The organism is Streptomyces sp. NPDC048270, assembly GCF_040652335.1.
Taxonomy (GTDB): Bacteria; Actinomycetota; Actinomycetes; order Streptomycetales; family Streptomycetaceae; genus Streptomyces.
The window spans coordinates 33791-54408 of the sequence record NZ_JBEZLV010000007.1 but is presented as its reverse complement, the minus strand read 5'-3'; the positions used below and the strand labels follow the sequence as shown (position 1 = coordinate 54408).

The 20618-nt window shown below is 73.7% G+C and carries 16 protein-coding genes and 1 riboswitch; of the genes, 8 read left to right on the top strand and 8 right to left on the bottom strand.

From position 1 onward, the window contains the following. Window positions 1–16 precede the first annotated feature (16 nt). The 4 genes from AB0D66_RS09180 to AB0D66_RS09165 all read right to left on the bottom strand — a co-directional run bounded on the left by AB0D66_RS09180 (window position 17) and on the right by AB0D66_RS09165 (window position 4085). Complete coding sequence (locus AB0D66_RS09180) at window positions 17–469, bottom strand: hypothetical protein (RefSeq protein ID WP_362299002.1); 453 nt, start codon at window positions 467–469, stop codon at window positions 17–19. A gap of 91 nt (window positions 470–560) precedes the next feature. Continuing rightward, window positions 561–1583, bottom strand: a complete 1023-nt coding sequence (locus AB0D66_RS09175) for an SCO0930 family lipoprotein (RefSeq protein ID WP_362298999.1) — start codon at window positions 1581–1583, stop codon at window positions 561–563. Window positions 1584–1740: 157 nt separating this feature from the next. Then, complete coding sequence (locus AB0D66_RS09170) at window positions 1741–3189, bottom strand: NADH-ubiquinone oxidoreductase-F iron-sulfur binding region domain-containing protein (RefSeq protein ID WP_362298997.1); 1449 nt, start codon at window positions 3187–3189, stop codon at window positions 1741–1743. Beyond that, entirely contained in the window at window positions 3186–4085 is a 900-nt protein-coding gene (locus tag AB0D66_RS09165) for a hypothetical protein (protein ID WP_362298994.1), read from the bottom strand. Before AB0D66_RS09165 ends, AB0D66_RS09170 begins: the two co-directional genes overlap by 4 nt. Before the next feature lie 454 nt (window positions 4086–4539). Between AB0D66_RS09165 and AB0D66_RS09160 the strand changes: the two genes are divergently transcribed. Continuing rightward, on the top strand, window positions 4540–5859 hold the full coding sequence (locus tag AB0D66_RS09160; RefSeq protein ID WP_362298990.1) for a helix-turn-helix domain-containing protein: 1320 nt from the start codon (window positions 4540–4542) through the stop codon (window positions 5857–5859). Between the two features lie 67 nt (window positions 5860–5926). On the opposite strand, the gene AB0D66_RS09155 is transcribed toward AB0D66_RS09160, so the two are convergent. The 3 genes from AB0D66_RS09155 to AB0D66_RS09145 all read right to left on the bottom strand — a co-directional run bounded on the left by AB0D66_RS09155 (window position 5927) and on the right by AB0D66_RS09145 (window position 8991). Then, window positions 5927–6724: a sigma-70 family RNA polymerase sigma factor gene (locus AB0D66_RS09155; RefSeq protein WP_362298987.1), complete on the bottom strand. Its 798-nt coding sequence runs from the start codon at window positions 6722–6724 to the stop codon at window positions 5927–5929. Between the two features lie 165 nt (window positions 6725–6889). Next, window positions 6890–8275 (bottom strand): DUF1996 domain-containing protein, encoded by a 1386-nt coding sequence (locus AB0D66_RS09150; protein WP_362298985.1) that lies wholly within the window; start codon window positions 8273–8275, stop codon window positions 6890–6892. A 14-nt stretch (window positions 8276–8289) separates the two neighbouring features. Then, window positions 8290–8991, bottom strand: a complete 702-nt coding sequence (locus AB0D66_RS09145; RefSeq protein WP_362298983.1) for a DUF4142 domain-containing protein — start codon at window positions 8989–8991, stop codon at window positions 8290–8292. A 299-nt stretch (window positions 8992–9290) separates the two neighbouring features. Beyond that, window positions 9291–9413: riboswitch (cobalamin riboswitch) on the top strand. Between the two features lie 405 nt (window positions 9414–9818). Here AB0D66_RS09145 and AB0D66_RS09140 point away from each other — a divergent pair. The 6 genes from AB0D66_RS09140 (at window position 9819) to AB0D66_RS09115 (ending at window position 16658) form a co-directional block, all read left to right on the top strand. Beyond that, window positions 9819–11066, top strand: a complete 1248-nt coding sequence (locus AB0D66_RS09140; protein ID WP_362298980.1) for an ABC transporter substrate-binding protein — start codon at window positions 9819–9821, stop codon at window positions 11064–11066. Continuing rightward, window positions 11063–12133, top strand: a complete 1071-nt coding sequence (locus AB0D66_RS09135) for an iron ABC transporter permease (RefSeq protein WP_362298977.1) — start codon at window positions 11063–11065, stop codon at window positions 12131–12133. Before AB0D66_RS09140 ends, AB0D66_RS09135 begins: the two co-directional genes overlap by 4 nt. Then, window positions 12130–13200 carry an ABC transporter ATP-binding protein gene (locus AB0D66_RS09130; protein ID WP_362298974.1) on the top strand — a complete coding sequence of 357 codons (1071 nt, stop codon included), beginning with the start codon at window positions 12130–12132 and terminating at the stop codon, window positions 13198–13200. The genes AB0D66_RS09135 and AB0D66_RS09130 overlap by 4 nt, the downstream gene beginning before the upstream one ends. After that, window positions 13194–13928, top strand: coding sequence for a (2Fe-2S)-binding protein (locus AB0D66_RS09125; RefSeq protein WP_362298971.1), 735 nt, complete (start codon window positions 13194–13196; stop codon window positions 13926–13928). Before AB0D66_RS09130 ends, AB0D66_RS09125 begins: the two co-directional genes overlap by 7 nt. Beyond that, complete coding sequence (locus AB0D66_RS09120; protein WP_362298968.1) at window positions 13925–14485, top strand: hypothetical protein; 561 nt, start codon at window positions 13925–13927, stop codon at window positions 14483–14485. Before AB0D66_RS09125 ends, AB0D66_RS09120 begins: the two co-directional genes overlap by 4 nt. 220 nt (window positions 14486–14705) lie before the next feature. Beyond that, the gene (locus tag AB0D66_RS09115; protein WP_362298965.1) at window positions 14706–16658 is read left to right on the top strand and encodes an FAD-dependent oxidoreductase; all 1953 of its coding nucleotides are present in this window, start codon (window positions 14706–14708) and stop codon (window positions 16656–16658) included. A 70-nt stretch (window positions 16659–16728) separates the two neighbouring features. Here AB0D66_RS09115 and AB0D66_RS09110 read toward each other — a convergent pair whose 3' ends face one another. Then, window positions 16729–18663, bottom strand: coding sequence for an NAD-binding lipoprotein (locus AB0D66_RS09110; RefSeq protein WP_362298962.1), 1935 nt, complete (start codon window positions 18661–18663; stop codon window positions 16729–16731). Between the two features lie 134 nt (window positions 18664–18797). Here AB0D66_RS09110 and polX point away from each other — a divergent pair, with 134 nt between their 5' ends. Beyond that, a complete protein-coding gene (gene polX, locus AB0D66_RS09105; protein WP_362298959.1) occupies window positions 18798–20525 on the top strand; it encodes a DNA polymerase/3'-5' exonuclease PolX in 1728 nt (575 codons plus the stop codon). The last annotated feature ends 93 nt before the right edge of the window (window positions 20526–20618 follow it).

Below are 20618 nucleotides of genomic sequence, written 5' to 3'. Positions count from 1 at the left end.
TGCGCGGCCGGATCGGTCAGTGGTGGCCGCCGCCGTGGGGCGTACCGGATTCGAGGGCGCCGCCGATCCGGCCGCGCAGGTCGGTCAGGGCCTGTGCCGACGGCGCGGTGACCACCCAGCCGCTCCCCACCAGGTAGGTGCCGCCGTACATCCGGGCCTCGGCCAGCCAGGACCGCTGCCCCTCGTCGGCGGCGAAGGTGACCATGCGGAAGGCGCCCTCACCGGTCTGGCAGCCGCCCTCGCGCAACTCGTCCGCCTGGACGTCCACCTGGGCGGTGCAGCCGACGGCGGAGGCGATCTCCTCGATCGAGGCGGACGGCTCCCGGCTCTCCTGCGCCCGCGCCCCGTGCGAGGAGCCGGGGTGTGCGGCGCAGCCGCCGGCCGACAGCACCGCGCACAGGGCGGCGGCCGCCAGGACTGCGGCACGCGGAACACGGCGGTGCGGGAGGGCGGTTGACGGCGACGGCATGGCTGCTCTCGCTTCCTCACGGGCTGACGGGGGAGCGGGCCGTGGTGCCCGGGTGGGAGGGGGCCGGGCACCACGGTCCGAAGGGCCTTTCCTAGTGCGCCGCCTTCGCCTTCTTTCCCTTGTCGGTCATGGCGAACCAGAGGCCCTGCTTGTTGTGCCCGGTGATGTCTCCGGGCTCCTTGTCCCCGGTGAACGTATAAGCCGGCCAGCAGTCGATCGTCAATTGTTCCGAACCGTCGGGGCGCTTCACGGAGCCGACCAGTTCGGCGGCAATTCCCGACAGCTTCGACTTGTCCACCGGCTCGGCGGGCTTCCAGGTGTCCAGGCAGGCATCGAGGCAGCCGATTTTCATCGGCCAGGCGCTGTCCTTGTCGAATCGGTAGAGCGTGCGCCCCTCCGCGTCCGCGAGGATGCCGCCGAGCATCGGATTCTGCGCGACGGACAGCTCGGCCCCGCCGCCGGCCCCGGCGTCCGGCTCCGCTCCCGCGCCCTGCGCCGGCGCCTTCGCCGCGGCGGCCGGCTTCCCGTCCGCTCCCAGCGCGTGCCAGGTTCCGCCGACGCCCTCACCGAGCGCGTCCCCCGGCTTGGTGTCCTTCGCGTAGCGGTACACGGGCCAGCCGGCCAGGGTCAGCTGCCGGGTGCCGTCGGCCCGGGCGACCGAGCCGAGCAGACCTGCGTCGATCCCCTGACCTGCGGTGACGTCGTCGGCTGCGACGACGGGCCACGCCGTGGCGCAGTCCCCTTCGCAGGCGGACTTGGGGGGCTTGGGCGTGTCCTTGTCGAACCGGTAGAGCGTGAAGCCCTCGCTGTCGGTGACCGCGCTGCCCAGCCCCGCGACCTCGGCCACCTTCAGCTGCCCGGCCGGACCGCTCTTCCCCGCGGCCCCCGCCGGATCGGCCCCGGAGCCGCCGTCCCCATAGGCGGGATCCGCACCCGAGCCCGCCCCGTACGCGCCGTCCGCGCCGTCCGCCCCGTACACGGACCCGATCTTCTTGCTGTCACCCGCCGGCTGTACCGCATTCCCCTGCCCCGGCGGTTTCTCGGAGAGTCCGCAGCCGGCGGTCAGCAGCAGTACCGCGACCGCCGCCGATCCGGCGAATATCTCACGACGCATTTTCTTCACGATCTCTCCTTCAGGTCCGGTCCAGTGATTTCCGTTCGTCCCTGCCGTAATTGATACGGGGCCGTGAGGGGCGCAGTCGCAATTCCCGGGGAATTTATCGGATCGCGCCAAGAAATGAACCGGGGGACGGGCCGCACACGTGCGCGGCTCAGTCCTGGATGCGCAGCGCGAGCGCCGGGCAGCGCCGGACCGCCCGCAGGGCCTTCGGCCGCAGCCGCGCGGGCACCGGCATGGACGCCTTGGCCGGATAGCCGTCCGCGTCGAGCCGTACGACATCGGGGAGGACATCCACGCACAGCCCGTGCCCCTTGCACAGCGTCCAGTCCACGACGAGCCGTTCGGGACTCTCGTCACGCGGCAGCGGCAGCGCGCCCAGCACCCGCCGGCCGCACCCGCTGCCGAAGGCGTGGTCGTGGAACTCTTCGGGGAAGGCGGCCAGCGCCGAGGCGACGAAGTGCGAGGTCCCGTCGGGATGGCTGCACGCACCGCGTCCCCGGACCCCCGTCATGCGCGCCTCGACCGCTTCGAGGGCCGCCCCGCCCCCGCCGCGCAGGACGTCGTCCAGTACGTCGGCCAGCGCGGGCAACCCCCGTACGCAGGGCCCGCACTGGCCCGCCGACTCCTTCGCCATCCACCGGGTCACCCGCGCGACCTCACCGGCCGGGCAGGTGTCCTCGGGCAGCGGCAGCACCGCCCCCGCCCCCAGCACCGCGCCGAGGGAGGCCAGCGACTGCCGTGACACCAGCGCCGAACGCGCGGCCACCGGGTCCAGCCACCTGCCGTGGTAGCCGCCGACCAGGACGCCCTGCCCGGGGTCCGTACCGCACAGCTCCAGGACGTACGCGAGCGAGGCGCCGGTCGGCGTCTCCACCACCGTGGACCCGGCCACGGTCAGCAGCACCGTGCCCGGCTCGGCCGGCAGGCCGGCGGAGCGGTACTCCTGCGCGCCCAGCCGTGCGGCGACGCCGAGCTGGGCGTAGGTCTCGGTGTTCGACAGCAGGGTGGGCACGCCGCCCAGGCCCCGCTCGCTGGTGCGCACCTTCTGGCCGGACGGCAGCACGGCTCCGCCGTTCAGGCCGCTGACGAGGGCCGTCCCCTCCCCGGTGACGAAGCGCTCGGGAAGCCGCGTCACCCGCACCCGGCGCCCGGCCGGGCCGCGTTCGGCCACGGCGTCGCGCACCGACTGCTCCACGTCCTCCCGGGTGACGGCCACCACGACGTCGTCGGCGCCGAGGGCGGCCGCGGCCAGCAGGGCCCCGTCGAGCACCAGATGCGGGGCGTGCAGCAGGAGCGCGGTGTCCTTGAGGCAACTCGGCTCGCCCTCACTGCCGTTGACGACCACGGCCGTGGGCGCGTCCCGCCCCCGAGCCGAGCGGATCACGGCCCGCAGTTTCCGTGCGAACGGGAAGCCCGCCCCGCCGCGGCCCCTCAGGTCGATGTCGTCGGCCAGGCCGATGAGCTCGTCCGGGCGGTAGCGGGGCAGCGTGCCGTGCGCCGTGAGATGGGCCGAGCGGTCGAGCCGGGCGATCCGGTCGAGCCCGGCCAGCAGCCGGGGGGCGCCCACACAGCCGAGGCCGGGGCGCGGCTCGCCGCTCACAGCCACCGCTCCGCTGCGGCCGGCTGCTCGCCGTACATGCGCGTTCTCCGGCCGGCCGTGGCATAGGACCGGGGGCCCGGCCGCGGCAGCGGCGGCCGCCCGCTCGGCGCGAGCGGACGCGTTCCGCCGCCGGCGCCCGAGCCGCCGCCCGGGGCCGATGCGACGCCGCGGCGGGACCCGGAGCCCGCACCCGGGCCCGCCCCCGGACGCGGTCCCGGCACGGCGGCCGGACGCGAACGGCCGTCGCGCGCCCGCGACTTCACCCGGAACACCAGTACCCCGACGACGCCGATCAGGCAGAGCGCGTACGCCGTGGTCACCCACGCACCGCCCGGGCGGCCCGCCTTGAGCCCGTGCACCAGGGAGGCGCCCCAGGCCGGATAGGCGCCGAAGTGCAGGGCCCGCCACCACAGGGAGCGGCTCTTGGTCGCGAACACGCTGCGCACCGCTCCGGAGACCGCCACGGTCACGAAGAGGTAGCCGGCCAGCGTGCCGAGCCCGATCAGGAAGGGCCGCTCGGCGTCCGCGAAGGGCAGCACCGCGGCGGCCGCGGTCGTCTGCGCCTCGGCGACCTTGACCCATACGTGCAGGGCCAGGAAGCCCAGGCCGGCCACGGCCAGTCCGCGGTGCGCGCCTTGGGCGAGCAGCCGGTGGCCCGGTCCGAGCAGCACCCGGTCGGTGGCCGCCAGCCCCCACAGGACGGTGGCGGTGAGCGAGACGAGCGAGAGTACGCCCGCCCCGAAGTCGAGGAAGTCCCACAGACGGGTCAGGGCGTCCGCGCGGACCACCACGACGAGGGAGGCGAGTGCCGCGAGGGCGGCCGGGGCCGTCGCCGGATGACGACTCCTGCGGCGGGCCCGGTGCGAGCGGCGTAGGTACGGCTGAGACAGGGGCATCCAGATCTCCTGTGCGCCTGGGCCCCGAGCGATCCACCTGGCGCTCGGTACCCGGGGGTCGTTGTCGCTCGTGCCCGGCAGCGCTGTGAAATTCCCGCGCCGGCCGAGGAGCTAGGGCCGGAGTGCAGAAGCATCGTGGAGCCACACGGCGCCTCCACAGGATTTATCGAAACGTGATAATTTCTCGCGACCGCGTCTCCGGGGCATCGAACAACACCGGAAGATTCCCCTCCAGCGGAGGTTGCGACTGGCCACCGCGCCGCCCGCCGCCTACGCGTCCCCGACGGCAAAATCACGGCAAAACCGCGGGACCGAATGGGGTCGGACCCCTCCAGGAGGGAGTACGAGGGGTCACAACTCTCTTGTCAGGCACGGATGTTGACGCGAGAGGCAACCTCGGCGGGCCTGTCCTCCGCTACCGGACAGGCCTCACCCCGGCACGAACGAGGAAACGATGTGCGAACTTCTGAACCGCATCTGGTCCCGCCCCCGCGGCGAGTGGACCCGCGTCCTTCGACGGGAACTCCCCGCTTTGGCCGCCGAGATAGTGGAGGAGCTTCTGCATGGAATTCCGGAATTTTCCGCCCTTGTCGATGACAACGATGCCATCGACGACGAACTGCTCAGACAGCGGGTGGAAGAAGCCCTTCTCACCGCGCTCGGCTACCGCGACACCCGCGGCTGCCCCCCGAGCAGGGAACAGGCCCCACACCCGCGGCAGGCTGCCGACACGCCCGCCGACACGGATCTGGGGCACCGGCACGCGGCCCTGGAGGTCGTGGCGGGAAGGGACCACGACGACCACCGCGACGACCACCGCGACCGCCACCGCCACGACCACCGCGACCGCCACCGCGACCACGAGCACGACGACCGCGACGACCACCGCGACGGCCCGCACGACGGCCACCGCGACCGGCAGGAGGACGCCCAGGACGGCGGACACCACGGCAGGCAGCAACCCCTCGGGCCCGGCGCCGACCGTGCGCGACAGGACCTCTTCAATTCCCTCACCGACGACCGGGCCCCCTCCGACACCTCCCTCGCCGAGCTCGCCGAGGCGGCCGGCTGGCCCCTCCCGGTGGCCGTACGGGCCATCGCGCCGGCCGCGCCCGGGGAGGCGCAGCAGCTGGCGACCGTACTCGACGACGCCCTCGCCGGGACGTTCGCGGGCCGCCCCTGCCTGCTGGTCCCGAGCCCCGATCCCGATACCCGGGCCCCGCTCGAACTCCCGCTGCGCGGCCGCTTCGCGGCCGTCGGCCACGCGGTACCGCTCCGGGACACCGCGTCCTCGCTGCGCTGGGCCCTGCGCCTGCTCGCGCTGACACCCGCCCGCGCGGGCCTGGACGCCCGCCCCGTCTTCGTCGACGACCACCTCTCGACCCTGCTGCTGCTCCAGGACGAGCCCCTGGCCCATGCGCTGGCCGCCCGCTGGCTCCGGCCGCTGGCGGACCTGACCCCGCGCCAGAGCGAGCGGCTGGAGGTGACCCTCCTGGCCTGGTTGGAGGGCGGCGGCGCACCCGAGGCCGCGAAGGCCCTGAGCGTGCACCCGCAGACCGTGCGCTACCGCATGCGGCAGCTGGAGAAGCTCTTCGGGCCCGGACTGCGCGACCCCCGCACCCGGTTCGAACTGGAGATGGCCCTGCGCAGCCGCCGGCTGATGGCCCAGGTACGGCGCCGGCACTCGCAGGTGGGGCGCAGGACGGCGCGCGTGGTCACGGCGGACTTCACCCCGCTGGTCGTCGGACGGATGGCCCGCGTCAACGGGCTGTGAGACAGCGGAGGAACAAGAGCGCCGGCCGGCCCGGCCCCGGAACCACGGGGGCCGGGCCGGCCGGCGCTCACGAGGCGGCGGGCACCGCCCCGCGCATCGCCGAGTTGAGGTCCAGCAGCTCCTCGTACGACCGTGCGCAGTCCTCGCACCCCGCCAGATGGCGGGCGAGGGCGCGCGGCTGCCGCGTACCGGCGCGCCGGACCGCCGAGCCGAGCATGTGGCTGAAGTGGCCGCACCGCCCCTCGGGCACGGTGTCCAGATGGGCGAGCAGGTACGCCTCGCGCAGCCCCTCCCGGGCCCGGAAGGCCAACGAGGTGACCGCACTCGGGGTGATGCCCAGCTGCGCCGCGATCTCGTGGGGCGGGTCCTCCTCGACGAGGGTGTGCCACAGGACCGCCTGCCAGCGGGCGGGCAGGGTCTGGAAGGAACGGGCCAGCAGCCGCCGGTCCTCACCCGCCAGCAGCCGGCGCTGCGGGTCGCCGCCGGCCGCCGCCTGCTGGCACCAGGTGTCGAAGTCCGGGGTCAGGAGCGTCCTGCCGTCGCCGTCGCGCCACTGCATGGCCGTGTGGCGGACGACGGCCAGCAGGTACGCGCGCCACGGCCCCTGCGGACCCGACCCGGAGCGGACGGCCTGCAGGGTCCGGGCGAAGGCCTCCGAGACGAGGTCCTCGGCGTCCTGCGGGGTCCGGCAGCAGGTGCGCGCGTACGCGAGGGCGGCCCGCCGGTGGCGCCGGTAGAGGAGGTCGCACACGGCGGCGTCGGCGGTGCCCGTGCCGTATCCCCTCCTGAGCCGCCGGGTCAGTTCTCCGTCGGAGGGGGCGGCCGGATGCTCCGGGTCGTCATCGGATGCACGAGAGGCGGACATGGCACTCCTCGCAGGGTCGGGGTCGGGGTCGGGGTCGGGGGCCGGCTGGGCACACGTGTGCGGCGTTGGCCCGAAGTCGGCTTCGGGCCAACACCCTTCCCGGACGGGGCGCGGTGCGATGGGGGAGGAGCCGCACCCCGTCCGGGAGTTCGTGGAACCGCTGCGTCAGCGGCAGGTGCGCCCCCTGTTGATGCAGTCCACCGCGGTGTTCATCAGGCCGTTGTTCATCACGTTGATGAAGTCGCCGTGATCGGTCACCGGTTTGTGGAGCTGCTCGGGGAAGCTGTCCACGGCGAACCGCGCACCGGGGGCGACCCCGTACGTGATCCGCTGCACCAGCTGCGGAATCGCGCTGAAGCCCCTGGGGCAGCGGCCGTCGCGGTTCGCGAACGCCACGTGCGTGCGGTGGTTGGCACTGTCGGTGTTGCGCCCGTCCCAGCAGCTCTGGAAGGTGAAGGTGCGCACCACGTCGCTGCCCTTGGGGCAGATCGGGTACTTGTCCTTCAACTGGCGGTTCTCGAATCCGGTGCAGCTCCACGAGGCGTTGGCGTTGGCCGTGCCGTTGGTGAAGGCCTTGGCGTCGCCGGTGATGATCCGCAGGAAGCGGGGCATGGCCTTGACCTTGCCGGCCGGGCTGCCCTTGAAGGTGATCGACACCTGCTTGGGCCGCAGGATCGTGCCCACGTTCGCGTCCTGGCCGCCGCCCGGCGCCTGCGCGTCCCGCTCCGCCTTGCCGTCGCGCAGCCGCAGCACCGGCCAGTAGTAGCTGGACAGATCGCCGTTGCCGCAGGTGGTGCCGGAGGCGGCGAGGCTGTCGTTGGTGGAGAAGGCGTCGGTGGACTCGTTGCCCACGTAGTCGTGCATGTGGTGGGCGCCGTTGGAGACGCCGGGGGCGACGATCACGTTGTCGGGGTTGAAGTGGCCGTTCTCGTTGCGTCCGCACTGCGAGCTGAAGGACCCCGTGGACGCCCCGGCCGAGGCCGCGGGAGTGCGGACGTTCGGCCGTACCTTGCCGATGGCGACGAAGTCGCTGCGTGCCGGGCCGCCCTTGCCGCCGGTGCTCCGGGCGGCGCCCGCGTCGGCCGCCTGGGCGCCGGCCCCCGCGTCGTCCTCCGCGGCGGCCTGCTTCACCTCGCAGCCGCTCAGGTCCTTCAGCTCCTCCGGACGGGCCGCGGAGCGGGCTATCGCGTCGGACATGCGGCCGATGGTCTGCTCGCGCTGCTGTTTGAGCCCGCCCATGAGCTCCTCGCCCCGGGCCTCGCCCGCGGCGAGCCGCCGGTAGGCGTCGGCGACCTGGACGTCCAGGTCGCCGAGGCCCTCGTCGACCTCGGCCCGGGCCTGGTCGGGTACGGAGGTCAGCCGGTCACCGACGTCGGGGCAGTCGATGGTGTCGGTCACCTGCGCGGCCCCGGCCGAGTCGAGGCGGCCCTCCTGGCCCGCGTTCGCGCTGCCCGCCACGACGGCGACCCCGCCGCCGCCCAGGACCAGCGCGGAGACCACGGCCAGCAGCTTGTTCGTCAACCGGGGGCGTTTATGGCCCTTTTCACTCATGCGATCACTTCACTTCACTTCGTCGATCGGACATCGGACGGAGCAGGGGTCCCGTCGGGGACGTTGAGCGCGTCGAAGTCGACCAGCCCGCTGTCCTCGAGGACCGTGATGTGGTCCAGGACCGTGGCGTTGGCGGACGTGGCCAGGGTGCGGACCATGGAGTTGCGGGTCTGCGCCCGTACTTGGGCCAGCAGGGCGAACACCTTTCCGTGCGCTCGGCGCAGCAGCTGGATGAACAGCCGCTCGTACTCGTCCCCTTGGGCGCGGGTCAGCTGGCCCAGCCATCCCCGCTGCTGCTCGGACGGCTGGTTGGGCAGGTCGACCCCGAGGGCCTGGCCCACCTGGATCACCTGCCGGTCGAGCTCGGTGTGGCCCTCCACGAGGTGTTCGCCGGCGGTGCGCACGGTGCCGCGCGTGCCGCGCTGCTGGGCCTGCCGTCCGGCGGGCAGCTCCCACAGGCCGGCGAGCCGTACCTTGCGCACGAAGTCCCGGTCCGTGGGGGTCAGCGGCCCGTACGGCGTACTCATGATCCCGGCGCCGTCGTCCTCGGCGGCCGGGCGTGCGGCCGAGGCCGAGGCCTGCGTGCCGAACCTCTCCACGGGGATCAGCAGCGCGATCAGCGTGACGGCGAGTGCGGTGATGACGAAGCCGCTGCCGATCGTGTATCTCGTGGCGACCGAAAACCTGCTGACGGAACGCCGCCCGAATGACAGCACAGTGCCTCCTAGGTCCGTGGGCCGGGAGGGGCAGCGGGGCCGGAGGGTCCGCACGCGCCGTGCGTTGCACACCCGCATTCCCGGGGTGTCACGGGACGCTAGTGCCACGGGTGGTGGCCTGTCGGCAGGACCATCACCATTGGATAAACATCCGGGCAAGTCCCCGAAGGGCTGATATCTTGCCGCGCCGCGCCCTGCCCCGACGGGGTGGCCGGCGACGTCCCCCGCTCGAGGCGCAGTTGAGGGACTGGCGGGAGGGCGCGCCGGTCTGGGATGCTTCGGCCGTCAAGCGACGGCGGAACGAGGAAGCCGGTGTAAATCCGGCACGGTACCGCCACTGTGAAGGGGGAGCGACTCCGCCGATGCCACCGCCCGACCGGGCGGGAAGGCCGGAGAAGCGCCGATCCCGAGTCAGGAGACTCACGCCGTCGCACCTCGATGCCCCGGGGCGGATTTCCCCGAGAGAGGACGGTGGCACTCGTGTGCCCGCGTGCTTGTGTGACCCCTGCGCCGCCCGCTGCCCGTGAGGGCCGGCCCGGCCGCCCCGCCGGCCCGGCCCGCCGTTGCGCGTCCGGTCTCCCCAGCCGGTTCGCCGGACCCGTTTCGTTCGCCGGACCCGTTTGGTTCGCCGGACCCGTCGGGTTCGCCGGACCCGTCAGGTTCGGCCGACCGCGCCGGCAGGCCGTCCCGGCCCCCGGCCCCGCGCTTCCGTCCGGGCGCTGAAGAACCCTTCCCAGCCCCGGAATTCCCTCTTTCCGCCCCGCCCTCCCCTCCGCGCGCCCCGGTGGTTTCCGGTGCGCGTCCGACGCACGCCTCCAGGAGCTCCCGTGCCCGTACGACCACCCCTGCCCGCCCGCCGCCCGTCCGCCGTCCTCGCGACGCTGCTCGCGCCCTGGCTCGCCCTGGCGCTCACCGCCTGCGGCGGCGATCCGGCCCGATCGGGGACCGCCGGAGCGGCCGGGGGCGAAAGCGCCGGCTGCATCACCGACTTCGACCCGGAGAAGGACTACTTCCCGGTCAAGTCGACCGTGCGGCACGCCAAGAACTTCTCCCTGCGGTACGAGAAGAGCTACCAGGTGCTCACGGTCAACGAGCCCTATCCGAAGGCCAAGCCCGAGTCGTACGTGCTGGTCAAGTGCGGTGCCCCGAAGCCGGTTCTCGACGCAGAGCTGGCCTTCGCCCAGCAGCTGTCCGTCCCGGTCAAGAGCCTGTACTCCGCCTCCACCACCCACCTGCCGCTGCTGACCGAGACCGGCACCCTCGACGTACTGACCGGAGTGGCGGGCGCCAAGCACATCAGCTCGGCCGAGGTCCGCGAGCGGGTCCGGGCGGGCAAGGTCGTCGAGTACGCCAAGGACCGCACGCTCAACGCCGAGTCGGTCATCGGCGCCAAGCCTGACGTGCTGATGACCCAGGGCACCGACGACCCCCAGTACCCCAAGCTGCGCCAGGCCGGCATCGCCGTCGTCGCCAATGCCGAGTGGCTGGAGCCGAGCCCCCTCGGCAGGGCCGAGTGGGTCAAGGCCATGGCCGCGCTCACCGGGGCGGAGAAGCGCGCCGCCGAGGTGTTCGACACGGTCGAGGGCGACTACGGGAAGGTCGCCGCCAAGGCCGCCGCGGCGGTCTCGGCGGGCCGGCCGGTCCAGGTGCTGCCGGGCACCATGTACCAGGGCACCTGGAACATGGCCCCCGGCGGCGGCTACGCCGGCAAGCTGATCAAGGACGCGGGCGGCACGTACCCCTGGGCCGAGGACCCCGGCACCGGAAACCTCCAGCTCACCTTCGAAGCCGTCTACGCCAAGGGCGGCGACGCGCCGCTGTGGCTGGTCGGCGAGAAGTGGGCGTCCACGGGCGACGCCGTGAAGGCCGACCGCCGCTACGGCGAGCTGAAGGCCGTCACCGGCGGCGAGGTCTGGACGAACACCAAGGCGCTCGGCCCCGAGGGCGGCAACGACTACTTCGAGCGCGGGGTCCTGCGCCCCGACCTGGTCCTCGCGGACCTCTACGCCCTCCTCCACCCCGACGAGTCCCAGGACCACGCCTTCACCTTCTACGCCAAGGTGCCGAAGGCGTGAGCACACGGGAACCGCGTACGACGCCGCGACGACGGCGCGCCGCCGTCTTCGCGGCGCTCGCGGCCGGCACGGCCGCCCTGTTCGTCCTCACCATCGCCACCGGCTCGTACCGGGTACCGGTCGCCGAGGTGGTCCGGGTCCTGTCCGGCGCGGGCGGCGGCGACCCGCGCTGGGCCGTGATCGTCCAAGAGGTGCGGCTGCCGCGCGCCCTGACCGCCACCGCCGTCGGAGCCGCGCTCGCGGTCGCCGGCGTACAGATGCAGACCCTGTTCCGCAACGCGCTGGCCGATCCGTTCTCCCTCGGGGTGAGTTCGGGCGCGAGCATGGGCGTGGCCGCGGTGGTCGTCAGCACCGGCGGGGTGGCGGGCGGCTTCACCGGGAACCTGGCGGGCCTGGGGCGCCTCGGCGTGGTGCTGGCCGCGTCCCTCGGCGCCGGCTGCGTGCTCGCCCTCGTGCTGCTGCTGTCGCGCTGGGTGCGGTCCGCCGTGACCCTGCTGGTCATCGGTGTGATGATCGGCTCGGCGGCCACCGCCGTAGTGAGCGTGATGCTGGTGTACGCACAGCCCGAACGCGCCCAGCAGTTCGTACTGTGGGGACTGGGCAGCTTCAGCGCCACGACCTGGCCCGACCTGGCGGTGATGCTCCCCGTGATCGGCGCGGGCCTGCTGACCGCGCTGCTGACGGCCAAACGCCTCAACGCGCTGCTGCTCGGCGAGGACTACGCCCGCACCATGGGCCTCAACGTCCGGCGCAGCCGCGATCTCGCCCTGCTCGGCACCTCCCTGCTGGCCGGGGCCGCGACCGCGTTCTGCGGCCCGGTCGCCTTCCTCGGGCTGGCCGTACCGCATCTGACCCGGGTCGCCCTGGGAACCTCCGACCACCGCGCCCTCATACCGGCCTCGATGCTCGCGGGTGCCTTCCTGGCCCTGGCCTGTGCGCTGCTCAGCCAACCACCGGGCATGGACGCCGTGTTGCCGCTCAATGCCATCACCTCGCTGTTCGGCGCCCCGGTCGTCATCGCCTTCCTGATCCGCAGCCGCCGCGGGGTACAAGGGGTGACCGCATGACGCCACCGACCACCCGGGCCGCCGCCGCGTCCCGCCGGACCCCCGGCGGTCTCCCCGCGAGCGGCCTGACCACCGAGGAGCTGGCCGTCGGCCACCGCACCCGGTCCCTGACGGGGCGCGGCGCCCGGCGCACCGTGCTGTCGGGCCTCGACCTCGAAGCCCGGGCCGGTGAACTGACCGTACTGCTCGGCCCCAACGGCGCGGGCAAGTCCACCCTGCTGCGGACCCTGTGCGGACTCCTGCCGCCGCTGGCCGGCCGGATCCGGCTGGGCGGGGCCGGCATCGCGCACGAGCCGCCCGCGGCCCTCGCGCGGCGGCTGGCCGTCGTCCTCACCGACCGCATCGACGCCGGGCTGCTGTCGGTGCGGGAGCTCGTCGGGCTCGGCCGCCATCCGCACACCGGCTTCACCGGCCGCCTCGCACCGGCCGACCACGCGGCCGTCCGCTGGGCGCTGGAAGCGGTGGGGGCGGACCACCTCGCCGAGCGGCCCGCCGCCGAACTGTCCGACGGCGAGCGCCAGCGCGTCCTGACCGCCCGGGCCCTGGCCCAGGAGCCCGAGGTGGTGCTGCTCGACGAGCCCACCGCGTTCCTCGACGTCCCCTCGCGGGTGGCGCTGACGGTGCTGCTGCGCGACCTCGCCCGGGACCGGGGCCTGACGGTCGTGGTCAGCACCCACGACCTGGAGCTGGCCCTGCGGGTCGCCGACGCCGTGTGGCTGGTCGACCGCGACTCCCGGGTGCACGCCGGGGCGCCCGAGGACCTGATCCGCACCGGCGCGGTCGGCGCGGCCTTCGACGCCGACCACCTGGCGTTCGATCCTCGCTCCGGAAGCTTCGGCCTGCGCCGCCCCTCGCGGGGGAGCGTGACGGTGGACGCCCCGCCGGAGCTGCTGCCCCTGCTGGAGCGGGCCCTGGCCCGCGAGGGACTGGCCGTACACGGACCGGGACGCGGTGAGCAGGCGCAGGTCAGGGCCGACGGCGGGGCCGGGCTCACCCTGCACGGGCCGCGGGGCGTCGTGCGTCCCCGCAGCTTCCACGAGCTGACCCGGGAGGTGCGCGCGTGGTGACCCCCGGGACCCTGGCCGAGGCCGCCGCCATCGGCCCGTACTTCGCGGTGGCCGCGGGCCCGCGGCCGGACGGCGCCGCCTTCCGGCCGATGACCGACCTGTACACCGATCGCGCGGCCCTGAAGGGCTACGTGGACGCGGTGGCCGGCCGGCTCGGCACCGACCGGCGGCGCGTGGCCGCGTCCACCCTGCACCTGGGGACGGCGTCGCGCCTGTGGTCCGTCGCTCTCGCCTGCTCGGCGCTGACCGGCCGCGTCCCCGACCTGAGCCCCCCGCTGCTGTGGTGGCGCCAGGCACCCGCCGGTCCCGTCGAGCTCTGGCTGCCCGAGGTGCGCACGCTGCCGGACGGTCCGGCCGCCGCCCTGCACGACACCGTCGCCGTACGGAACCTGCGGCCGCTGTCCGACGCCGTGCGCGAGGTGTACGGGGTGTCCCCGCAGACCCTGCGGGGCAACGCCGCCTCCGCCCTCGTCGGAGCCCTCCGCGTCCTGCTCGCGAGGGCCCCGCACGCCCCGCACCCGGCCACCCCGCTCGTCCTCGGCCTGCTCGGCCGGCCCCCGCTGGCCGGCGCCGGAACGTACGAGACGGCCCCGGACGGGACGGTCCGGCTCAGCCGGCGCAGCTGCTGCCTCTACTACCGCGTGCCCGGGGCGGGCACGTGCGGCGACTGCGTCCTCAATCGGCGAAACATCCGCGACCACCGCAACCGTGAGGAGACATCCGCATGACCAGCACCCTTCCGGCCGTCGTCGAGACCCCCGACGGCGGCACCCAGCACGTCTGGCCCCTGCCCACCGACGAGGCCGCCCTCCTCGACCTCGTCAGCACGCTCTTCACCGACCACTGGCAGCAGATCCACTTCGGACCCGTCATCGAGGGAGCCGCCTGGGAGGTCGGAGCCCCCTGCGCCCCGACCGGCATCACCATGAACGACGGCTACGCCACCGTCGACTTCGGTGCCTGGCACTTCCACCTGTGCATCGGAGAACACACCGGCTCCGGGCCCGAACTGGGCCGCATCCGCCGCTGCTCCCGCGCGGAGCTCTACCGGCGCATCGGTGCGGACGGCGCCCCCGTCAGCTGGGGCGTGCGGCTCTTCAACGGCCGGGACGAACAGATGATGACCGTACTGCTGCCCAACCCCTTCCTGACGGACCGGCAGGAGATCCTGGAGAGCCCCGACTTCAGCCGTCTCGCCGCCTGGGACACACTGCGCTCCCTGTTCCTCGGGCTGCCCGCGGACCCGCTCGACCGCACCGGGAAGGGCTTCGCGTCGGGCGGATGACGGGCGGGGCGGTGGGGCGCGGCGTGCCACGGGCGGCGCGGGAGCGGCGGGGGACCGGCGGGGGACCGGCGGGGGACCGGCGGAGGGGTGGCGCCATCCTTTCCCCGTACGAATCCCCGTTCGTCAGCGCCGGCCGGTCCGCGCCCCACGTCCGGGTGGTTGTTCCCCGCCCGGCCGCTTTTCGGTGCTCGGGCCTCGGGCGGGCCGCAAGAGTTGCCCCATGATCATCGACCCGCCCCCCACCCCCGGTTCCCCGGCCGAGGGCGCACCGGCGCCCGCCCGCCGCCCCTCCCGGCGTACCGTCATCGCCGGCGCGGCCGCGGTCGCCGGAGCCGGTGCGCTCTCGGTCGCGGCCGCCTCCGCCGGGACCCCCCAGGCACCGTCCGGCTCCGCCCGCCCCGACTGGGAGACCTGCCTGACCATCGCCCGGGCCATCCTCGTCCGGGACGACGAAGACCAGCCCCTGGTGCCCCGTTACGCGGACATCCTCCTGAAGAACGGCCTGCCCCGGTCCCGCCGCCCCGGCAAGAACGTGCTGGTCGTCGGCGCCGGGCCGGCCGGGCTCACCGCCGCCCACCTGCTGCGCGAGGCCGGGCACCGGGTCACCGTCGTCGAGGCCAACGCCAACCGGGTCGGCGGCCGCATCAAGACCTTCCGCACCGGCGGCCACGAGAAGGCCGCCGCACCCTTCGCGGACCCCAAGCAGTACGCCGAGGCCGGCGCCATGCGCATTCCCGACAGCCACCCGCTGGTCACCGGGCTGATCGACAGCCTCGGCCTCAAGCGCAGGCGCTTCCACCTGGTGGACGTGGACGGGGCCGGCCGCCCCGCCTACCGCACGTGGATCTTCGTCAACGGCCTCCGTGTGCGCCGGGCGGACTACGCCCGCAGCCCGCAGGCGCTCAACCGCTCCTTCGGCGTCCCGGCGGCCTACGAGTCCGTGCCCGCCGCGCAGATCGTGCGGGGCGCCTTCGCCCCCGTGCGCAAGGAGATCGAGGGCAAGAAGGACAGGGAGCTCGTCGAGGGCTGGGCCCGCGTGATCCAGCGCTACGGCCACATGTCGATGTACCGCTACCTGACCGAGGTGGCGGAGCTCGACGAGCGGACCGTCGACCTGATCGGAACGGTCGAGAACCTCACCTCCCGGCTGCACCTCGCCTTCGTGCACAGCTTCATCGGGGCCTCGCTGATCAGCCCCGACACCGCCTTCTTCGAACTGCCCGACGGCACCGCCACCCTGGCCGACGCGCTCTACGCCCGGGTCAAGGACCTGGTACGGCTGGACCGCCGCGCCACCCGGATCACCCACGGCGAGGGCAAGGTCACCGTCGACACCGTCTCCGAGGGCCGCGGCGGCAGCCCGGTGCGCCGCGAGACCTTCACCGCCGACACCGCCATCATCACCGTGCCCTTCTCCGGACTGCGCCACATCCCGGTCACGCCGGCCCTCTCGTACGGCAAGCGGCGCGCGGTCACCGAACTGCACTACGACGCCGCCACCAAGGTGCTGCTCGAATTCAGCCGCCGCTGGTGGGAGTTCGACGAGGCGGACTGGAAGCGCGAACTGGAGGCGGTACAGCCCGGCCTGTACCGCAAGTACCAGACGGCGCAGACCCCGGAGGCCGGGGGCCTGCTGGGCGCCCACCCCTCGGTGCCCAAGGGCCGGATCTCCGACGCGCAGCGCGCCCACTACGCCGCCTGCCGCCCCGTCACCCGCGACCAGCCGGAGGCGGCCGGTGTCATCGGCGGCGGTTCGGCCACCGACAACCCCAACCGCTTCATGTTCCAGCCCTCCTACCCGGTCGAGGGCAGCGCCGGCGGTGTGGTCCTCGCCTCCTACAGCTGGTCGGACGACGCCCTGAAGTGGGACTCGCTGGACGACGAGGAGCGCTACCCGCGCGCCCTGGCCGGTGTCCAGGAGGTGTTCGGGCAGCGGATCGAGGTGTTCTACACCGGCGTCGGCCGCACCCAGTCCTGGATGCGGGACCCGTACGCCTACGGTGAGGCCTCCGTGCTGCTGCCCGGCCAGCACACCGAACTGTTCCCGCACGTCCGCGCGTCCGAGGGGAACCTGCACTTCGCCGGGTGCCACACCTCGATCAAGCCCGCGTGGATCGAAGGAGCCCTGGAATCCGCGGTGCGGACCGCCCTGGAGGTCCACCTGGCGCTGTGAGCGGCCGTGGCGGCGGCCGCCACCGCCACCGCCACCGCCGCCACCGCCACCGCCGCCACCGTCGCCGCCGTCAGCTTTCGGCGAGCACGATCACCCAGTCCTCCGCGGTGAGCCGGACCCGTTCCCGCTTGTCGGGGTTGATCCGCAGCCCGTGGCCGGGGCCCGACCCGGCCCGGGCGCGCAGCCGGTAGCCGACCGCGCTCTCACCGCGGCGGCGCGCCGACTCCACGAGGGTGGCGAAGGGGACCTCACGGCCGGCCCGGACGTAGTCCGAGGCCGGCTTGAGGTGGAACTCGCTGCCCTCCGCGTCGAACAGCTCCTCGAAGACGTCGGCGAGGTAGCGGCTCTCCGAGATCTGCGTCATCAGGAGACTGATCAGTCGGCCGCTGACGATGAAGTCGGCGCCCTCCCGGGCGGGCGCGAGGAGCCGGTTGCCGTCGTCGGACATCTCGGTGGTCAGGACGAGTTCCCGCTGAGCGGCCTCCGCGATGGCCCGCAGGTGCAGCAGGGCGACCAGCGTCCTGTCGTCCGCCAGCGACTCCTCGGCGTCGCAGGCCTCGAAGGGGCCGCCGGCCGCGGCCGTACCCGCGGCCCCCGGATCCGCCTCACCGATGACGATCACGCTGTCGTACGACGGCACGTCCAGCTTGGCCAGGACGCGGGGATCGGTGATGTCGCCGCCGTGGAAGACGACGTCGAGGTTGCGCCGGGTCGCCGTGGTGCGGCCGCGCCCGTCACCGTCGTCGAGAGCCACCACGTCGAGGGTGCTTCCGGGGCTCACGTACTGGTCGAGCTGATCCACGACGAACGGGGCCCGGCGGTTCCAGCCGAGCAGGAGCAGCCGCTCGGCCAGGGCGGACCCGGGCGGGGCCGTAACGATCGCCTCCTCGTCCACGAACGCGGACACGTCCGCCGGCAGGGCGGTGTCGTCGTCCCGGGAGATGACGATGATCCGGTCGCCCGAACCGATCGTGGTGCCCGGCAGCGGATTGAGGGCAACGCCTCCGTCGGCGCGCAGCAGACCGATCACGGAGGACGTGGCGAACGACAGCAGGGCCTCGCCGAAGGTGCGCCCGGCGAGCCCGCCGGCGGGGGCGGTGTAGAACTCGTCGCCCGCGAAGTCCAGCAGTTCCTGGTAGACGAGGGACAGACCCGGCTGGCGGGCGGTCTGGACGAGGAGCCGGGCGGTGATGTCGTCGACGCACAGGACGTGCCCGGCCGGCCCGGCGGCCAGCCTGGCGGTGGCGTGGTGGCGGCTGTCCCGGACGGCGGCCACCACCACCGCGCCACGGCCGGCCTCGGGTACGGCCGCGTTGAGGGCGAGCAGGGTCTTCACCACGTGGGCGTCGCCGCTCTGCCCGCCCGGCGGCAGCACGAGCACGGCCTTCGCCGTCTGCGGGCTCACCCTTGCCAGTTCGGCGGGGTCGGTGGTGCTGCCGTTGCGGCAGATGACACGGGTCCTGCCCCGGTCCGTGACCCGCGTGGAGATCTCGTCCTCCATCTCCACCTTGTCCTTCGGGGCGAGGACGGCGATGGCGGAGCGGCGCTGGTTGGCGTTGGCGGCCACCAGCTCCCCGGCCACCGGGAAGATCTGGTCGGACCAGCCCAGGACGACCGTGTGCCCCGCTTCCAGCACGGTGGAGTGGCCGAGGCGCAGCGACATGATCCGCCGGTTGATGCCGGTGGTGATCAGGCTGACCAGCGTCGACACGAACAGCAGGGCGACGAGCGCGAGCGCCACCGAGGCCAGGACGTAGACGGGGGAGCCGACCGCGCCCCCGATCTTGAGCGTCTGCCCGACGCTCACCCACACCGCGGTCAGCCGGCCGGAGAGGGTGGCCGGCGCCGACCGGTCGGACCACACCAGGACCGTGCTCGCCGGGACCACCACGGCCAGGCAGGCCAGGCCCAGCCAGCCGATCAGCGCGGCGGTTCCCCCCGCCACCAGATGGTCGAACCGGTACCGGAGGCGCAGCCGGAGGGACGTCGTGTGCTCCTGCGCCATACACGCTTCCTTCGGATCGGCAGCCCCTCGAAGGCCTCTCTGCCAACCCCGGCGGTGTCCGATCGGTTACGGGTGAACCGGGGAGCGCCGGCCCCGGCGTGCCCACCCGGGGGGCGCGGGGGCACCCTGGAGACATGGCCCGAGCCAACGACGAGGTCGAGGCGCTGCTGCGGGAGTACGCCGAGCTCATCGCGATCCGAGGCGGGGAGGCCTTCAAGGCGCGCGCCTACGAGAAGGCCGCCCGCGCCGTGGGGGGCCACCCGCGGGACGTCTCGGCACTCGACGCCGAGGGCCTGCGCGAGATCCCGAACGTCGGCAGGTCGGTGGCCGACAAGATCCTCGAGTACCTGCGCACCGGCCGGATGCCGGTCGTCGACGAGGCCCGGGCGGCCGTGCCGCCCGGGGTGCGCGAGCTGGTCGCGATTCCCGGGCTCGGCCCCCGCAAGGCCATGCTGCTGTACGAGGAGCTGGGCATCGGCTCGGTCGACCAGCTGGTCGAGGCCATAGGGCAGGAGCGGCTGCGCGACCTGAAGGGCTTCGGCGAGCGGACCGAGGACAACATCCTGCACGGCATCGCGGTACTGCAGAAGGCCGGCGAGGGGCGGATCCTCGTCAGCGCGGCCCTGGACGTGGCCGAGCAGCTCGTCGCCGAGCTCTCGGAGGTCCGCGGCTGCGTCCGGTGCGCGTACGCGGGCTCCCTGCGCCGGATGCGGGAGACGATCGGCGACGTCGACATCCTGGTGGCGGCCCGCCGGTCGGCCCCGTTCATGGACGCCCTCACCGCCCACCCGCAGACGGCCGAGGTGATCGCGCACGGGTCGAAGAAGACCTCGGTGCGGACGGTCACCGGTCTCCAGGTGGACCTGCGGGTCCTTCCGCCGGCCTCCTGGGGCGCCGGACTGCAGTACTTCACCGGCTCCAAGGCGCACAACATCCGCACGCGCGAACTGGCGGTGCGCCAGGGCCTCAAGCTCTCCGAGTACGGGCTCTTCGACGCCGAGAGCGGCGAGAGCATCACCTCCGAGACGGAGGAGGCGGTGTACGCCAGGCTCGGGCTGCCCTGGATACCGCCGACCCTGCGCGAGGACCGCGGCGAGATCGCGGCCGGGCTGCGCGGCGAACTCCCCGAGCTGCTCACGGAGAAGGACATCCGCGGCGATCTGCACACCCACACCGACCTCACCGACGGGCTGGCCCCGCTGGAGGACATGGCCGCCGCCGCTGCCGCCCGCGGCTACGCGTACTACGCGGTCACCGACCACGCCCCGAACCTGTCCATGCAGCGCATGACCAGCGAGAAGATCCTCGCCCAGCGCGAGCGGGTCCGCGCACTGGACGGCGCGCACCACGGGATGCGGCTGCTGCACGGCACGGAACTCAACATCGGCCCGGACGGCACCCTGGACTGGCCCGACGAGTTCCTCGCGGACTTCGACCTGTGCGTGGCCTCCGTCCACTCCCACTTCAACCAGAGCCGGCAGGAGCTCACCCGCCGCCTGGTCCGCGCCTGCGAGAACCCGTACGTCGCCGTGATCGGCCACCCCACCACGCGCCGGATCGGCAAACGCCCGGGCATCGACGCCGACTTCGACGCCGTCTTCGAGGCCTGCGCGCGCACGGGCACCGTGCTGGAGATCAACGCGCACCCCGAGCGGCTCGACCTGTGCGACGAGGACGTCCTGCGCGCGAGGCGCTACGGCGTGAAGTTCGCCGTGAACTCCGACGCCCACGCCACCACCCACCTGCCGTACATGCGCTACGGGGTGGCGACGGCCCAGCGGGGCTGGCTGACCAAGGACGACGTCGTCAACACATGGCCGCTGACGAGGCTGCGGAGGTTCCTGGCGGCGAAGCGGACCTGACGCGGCGGCCCCGGCACGGGAGGTACGGGCTGCTGCGGACGAGTGAAGACCAGGCGCGTCGGCGAACGCACGGCGGCCACACCCGGAACGGCG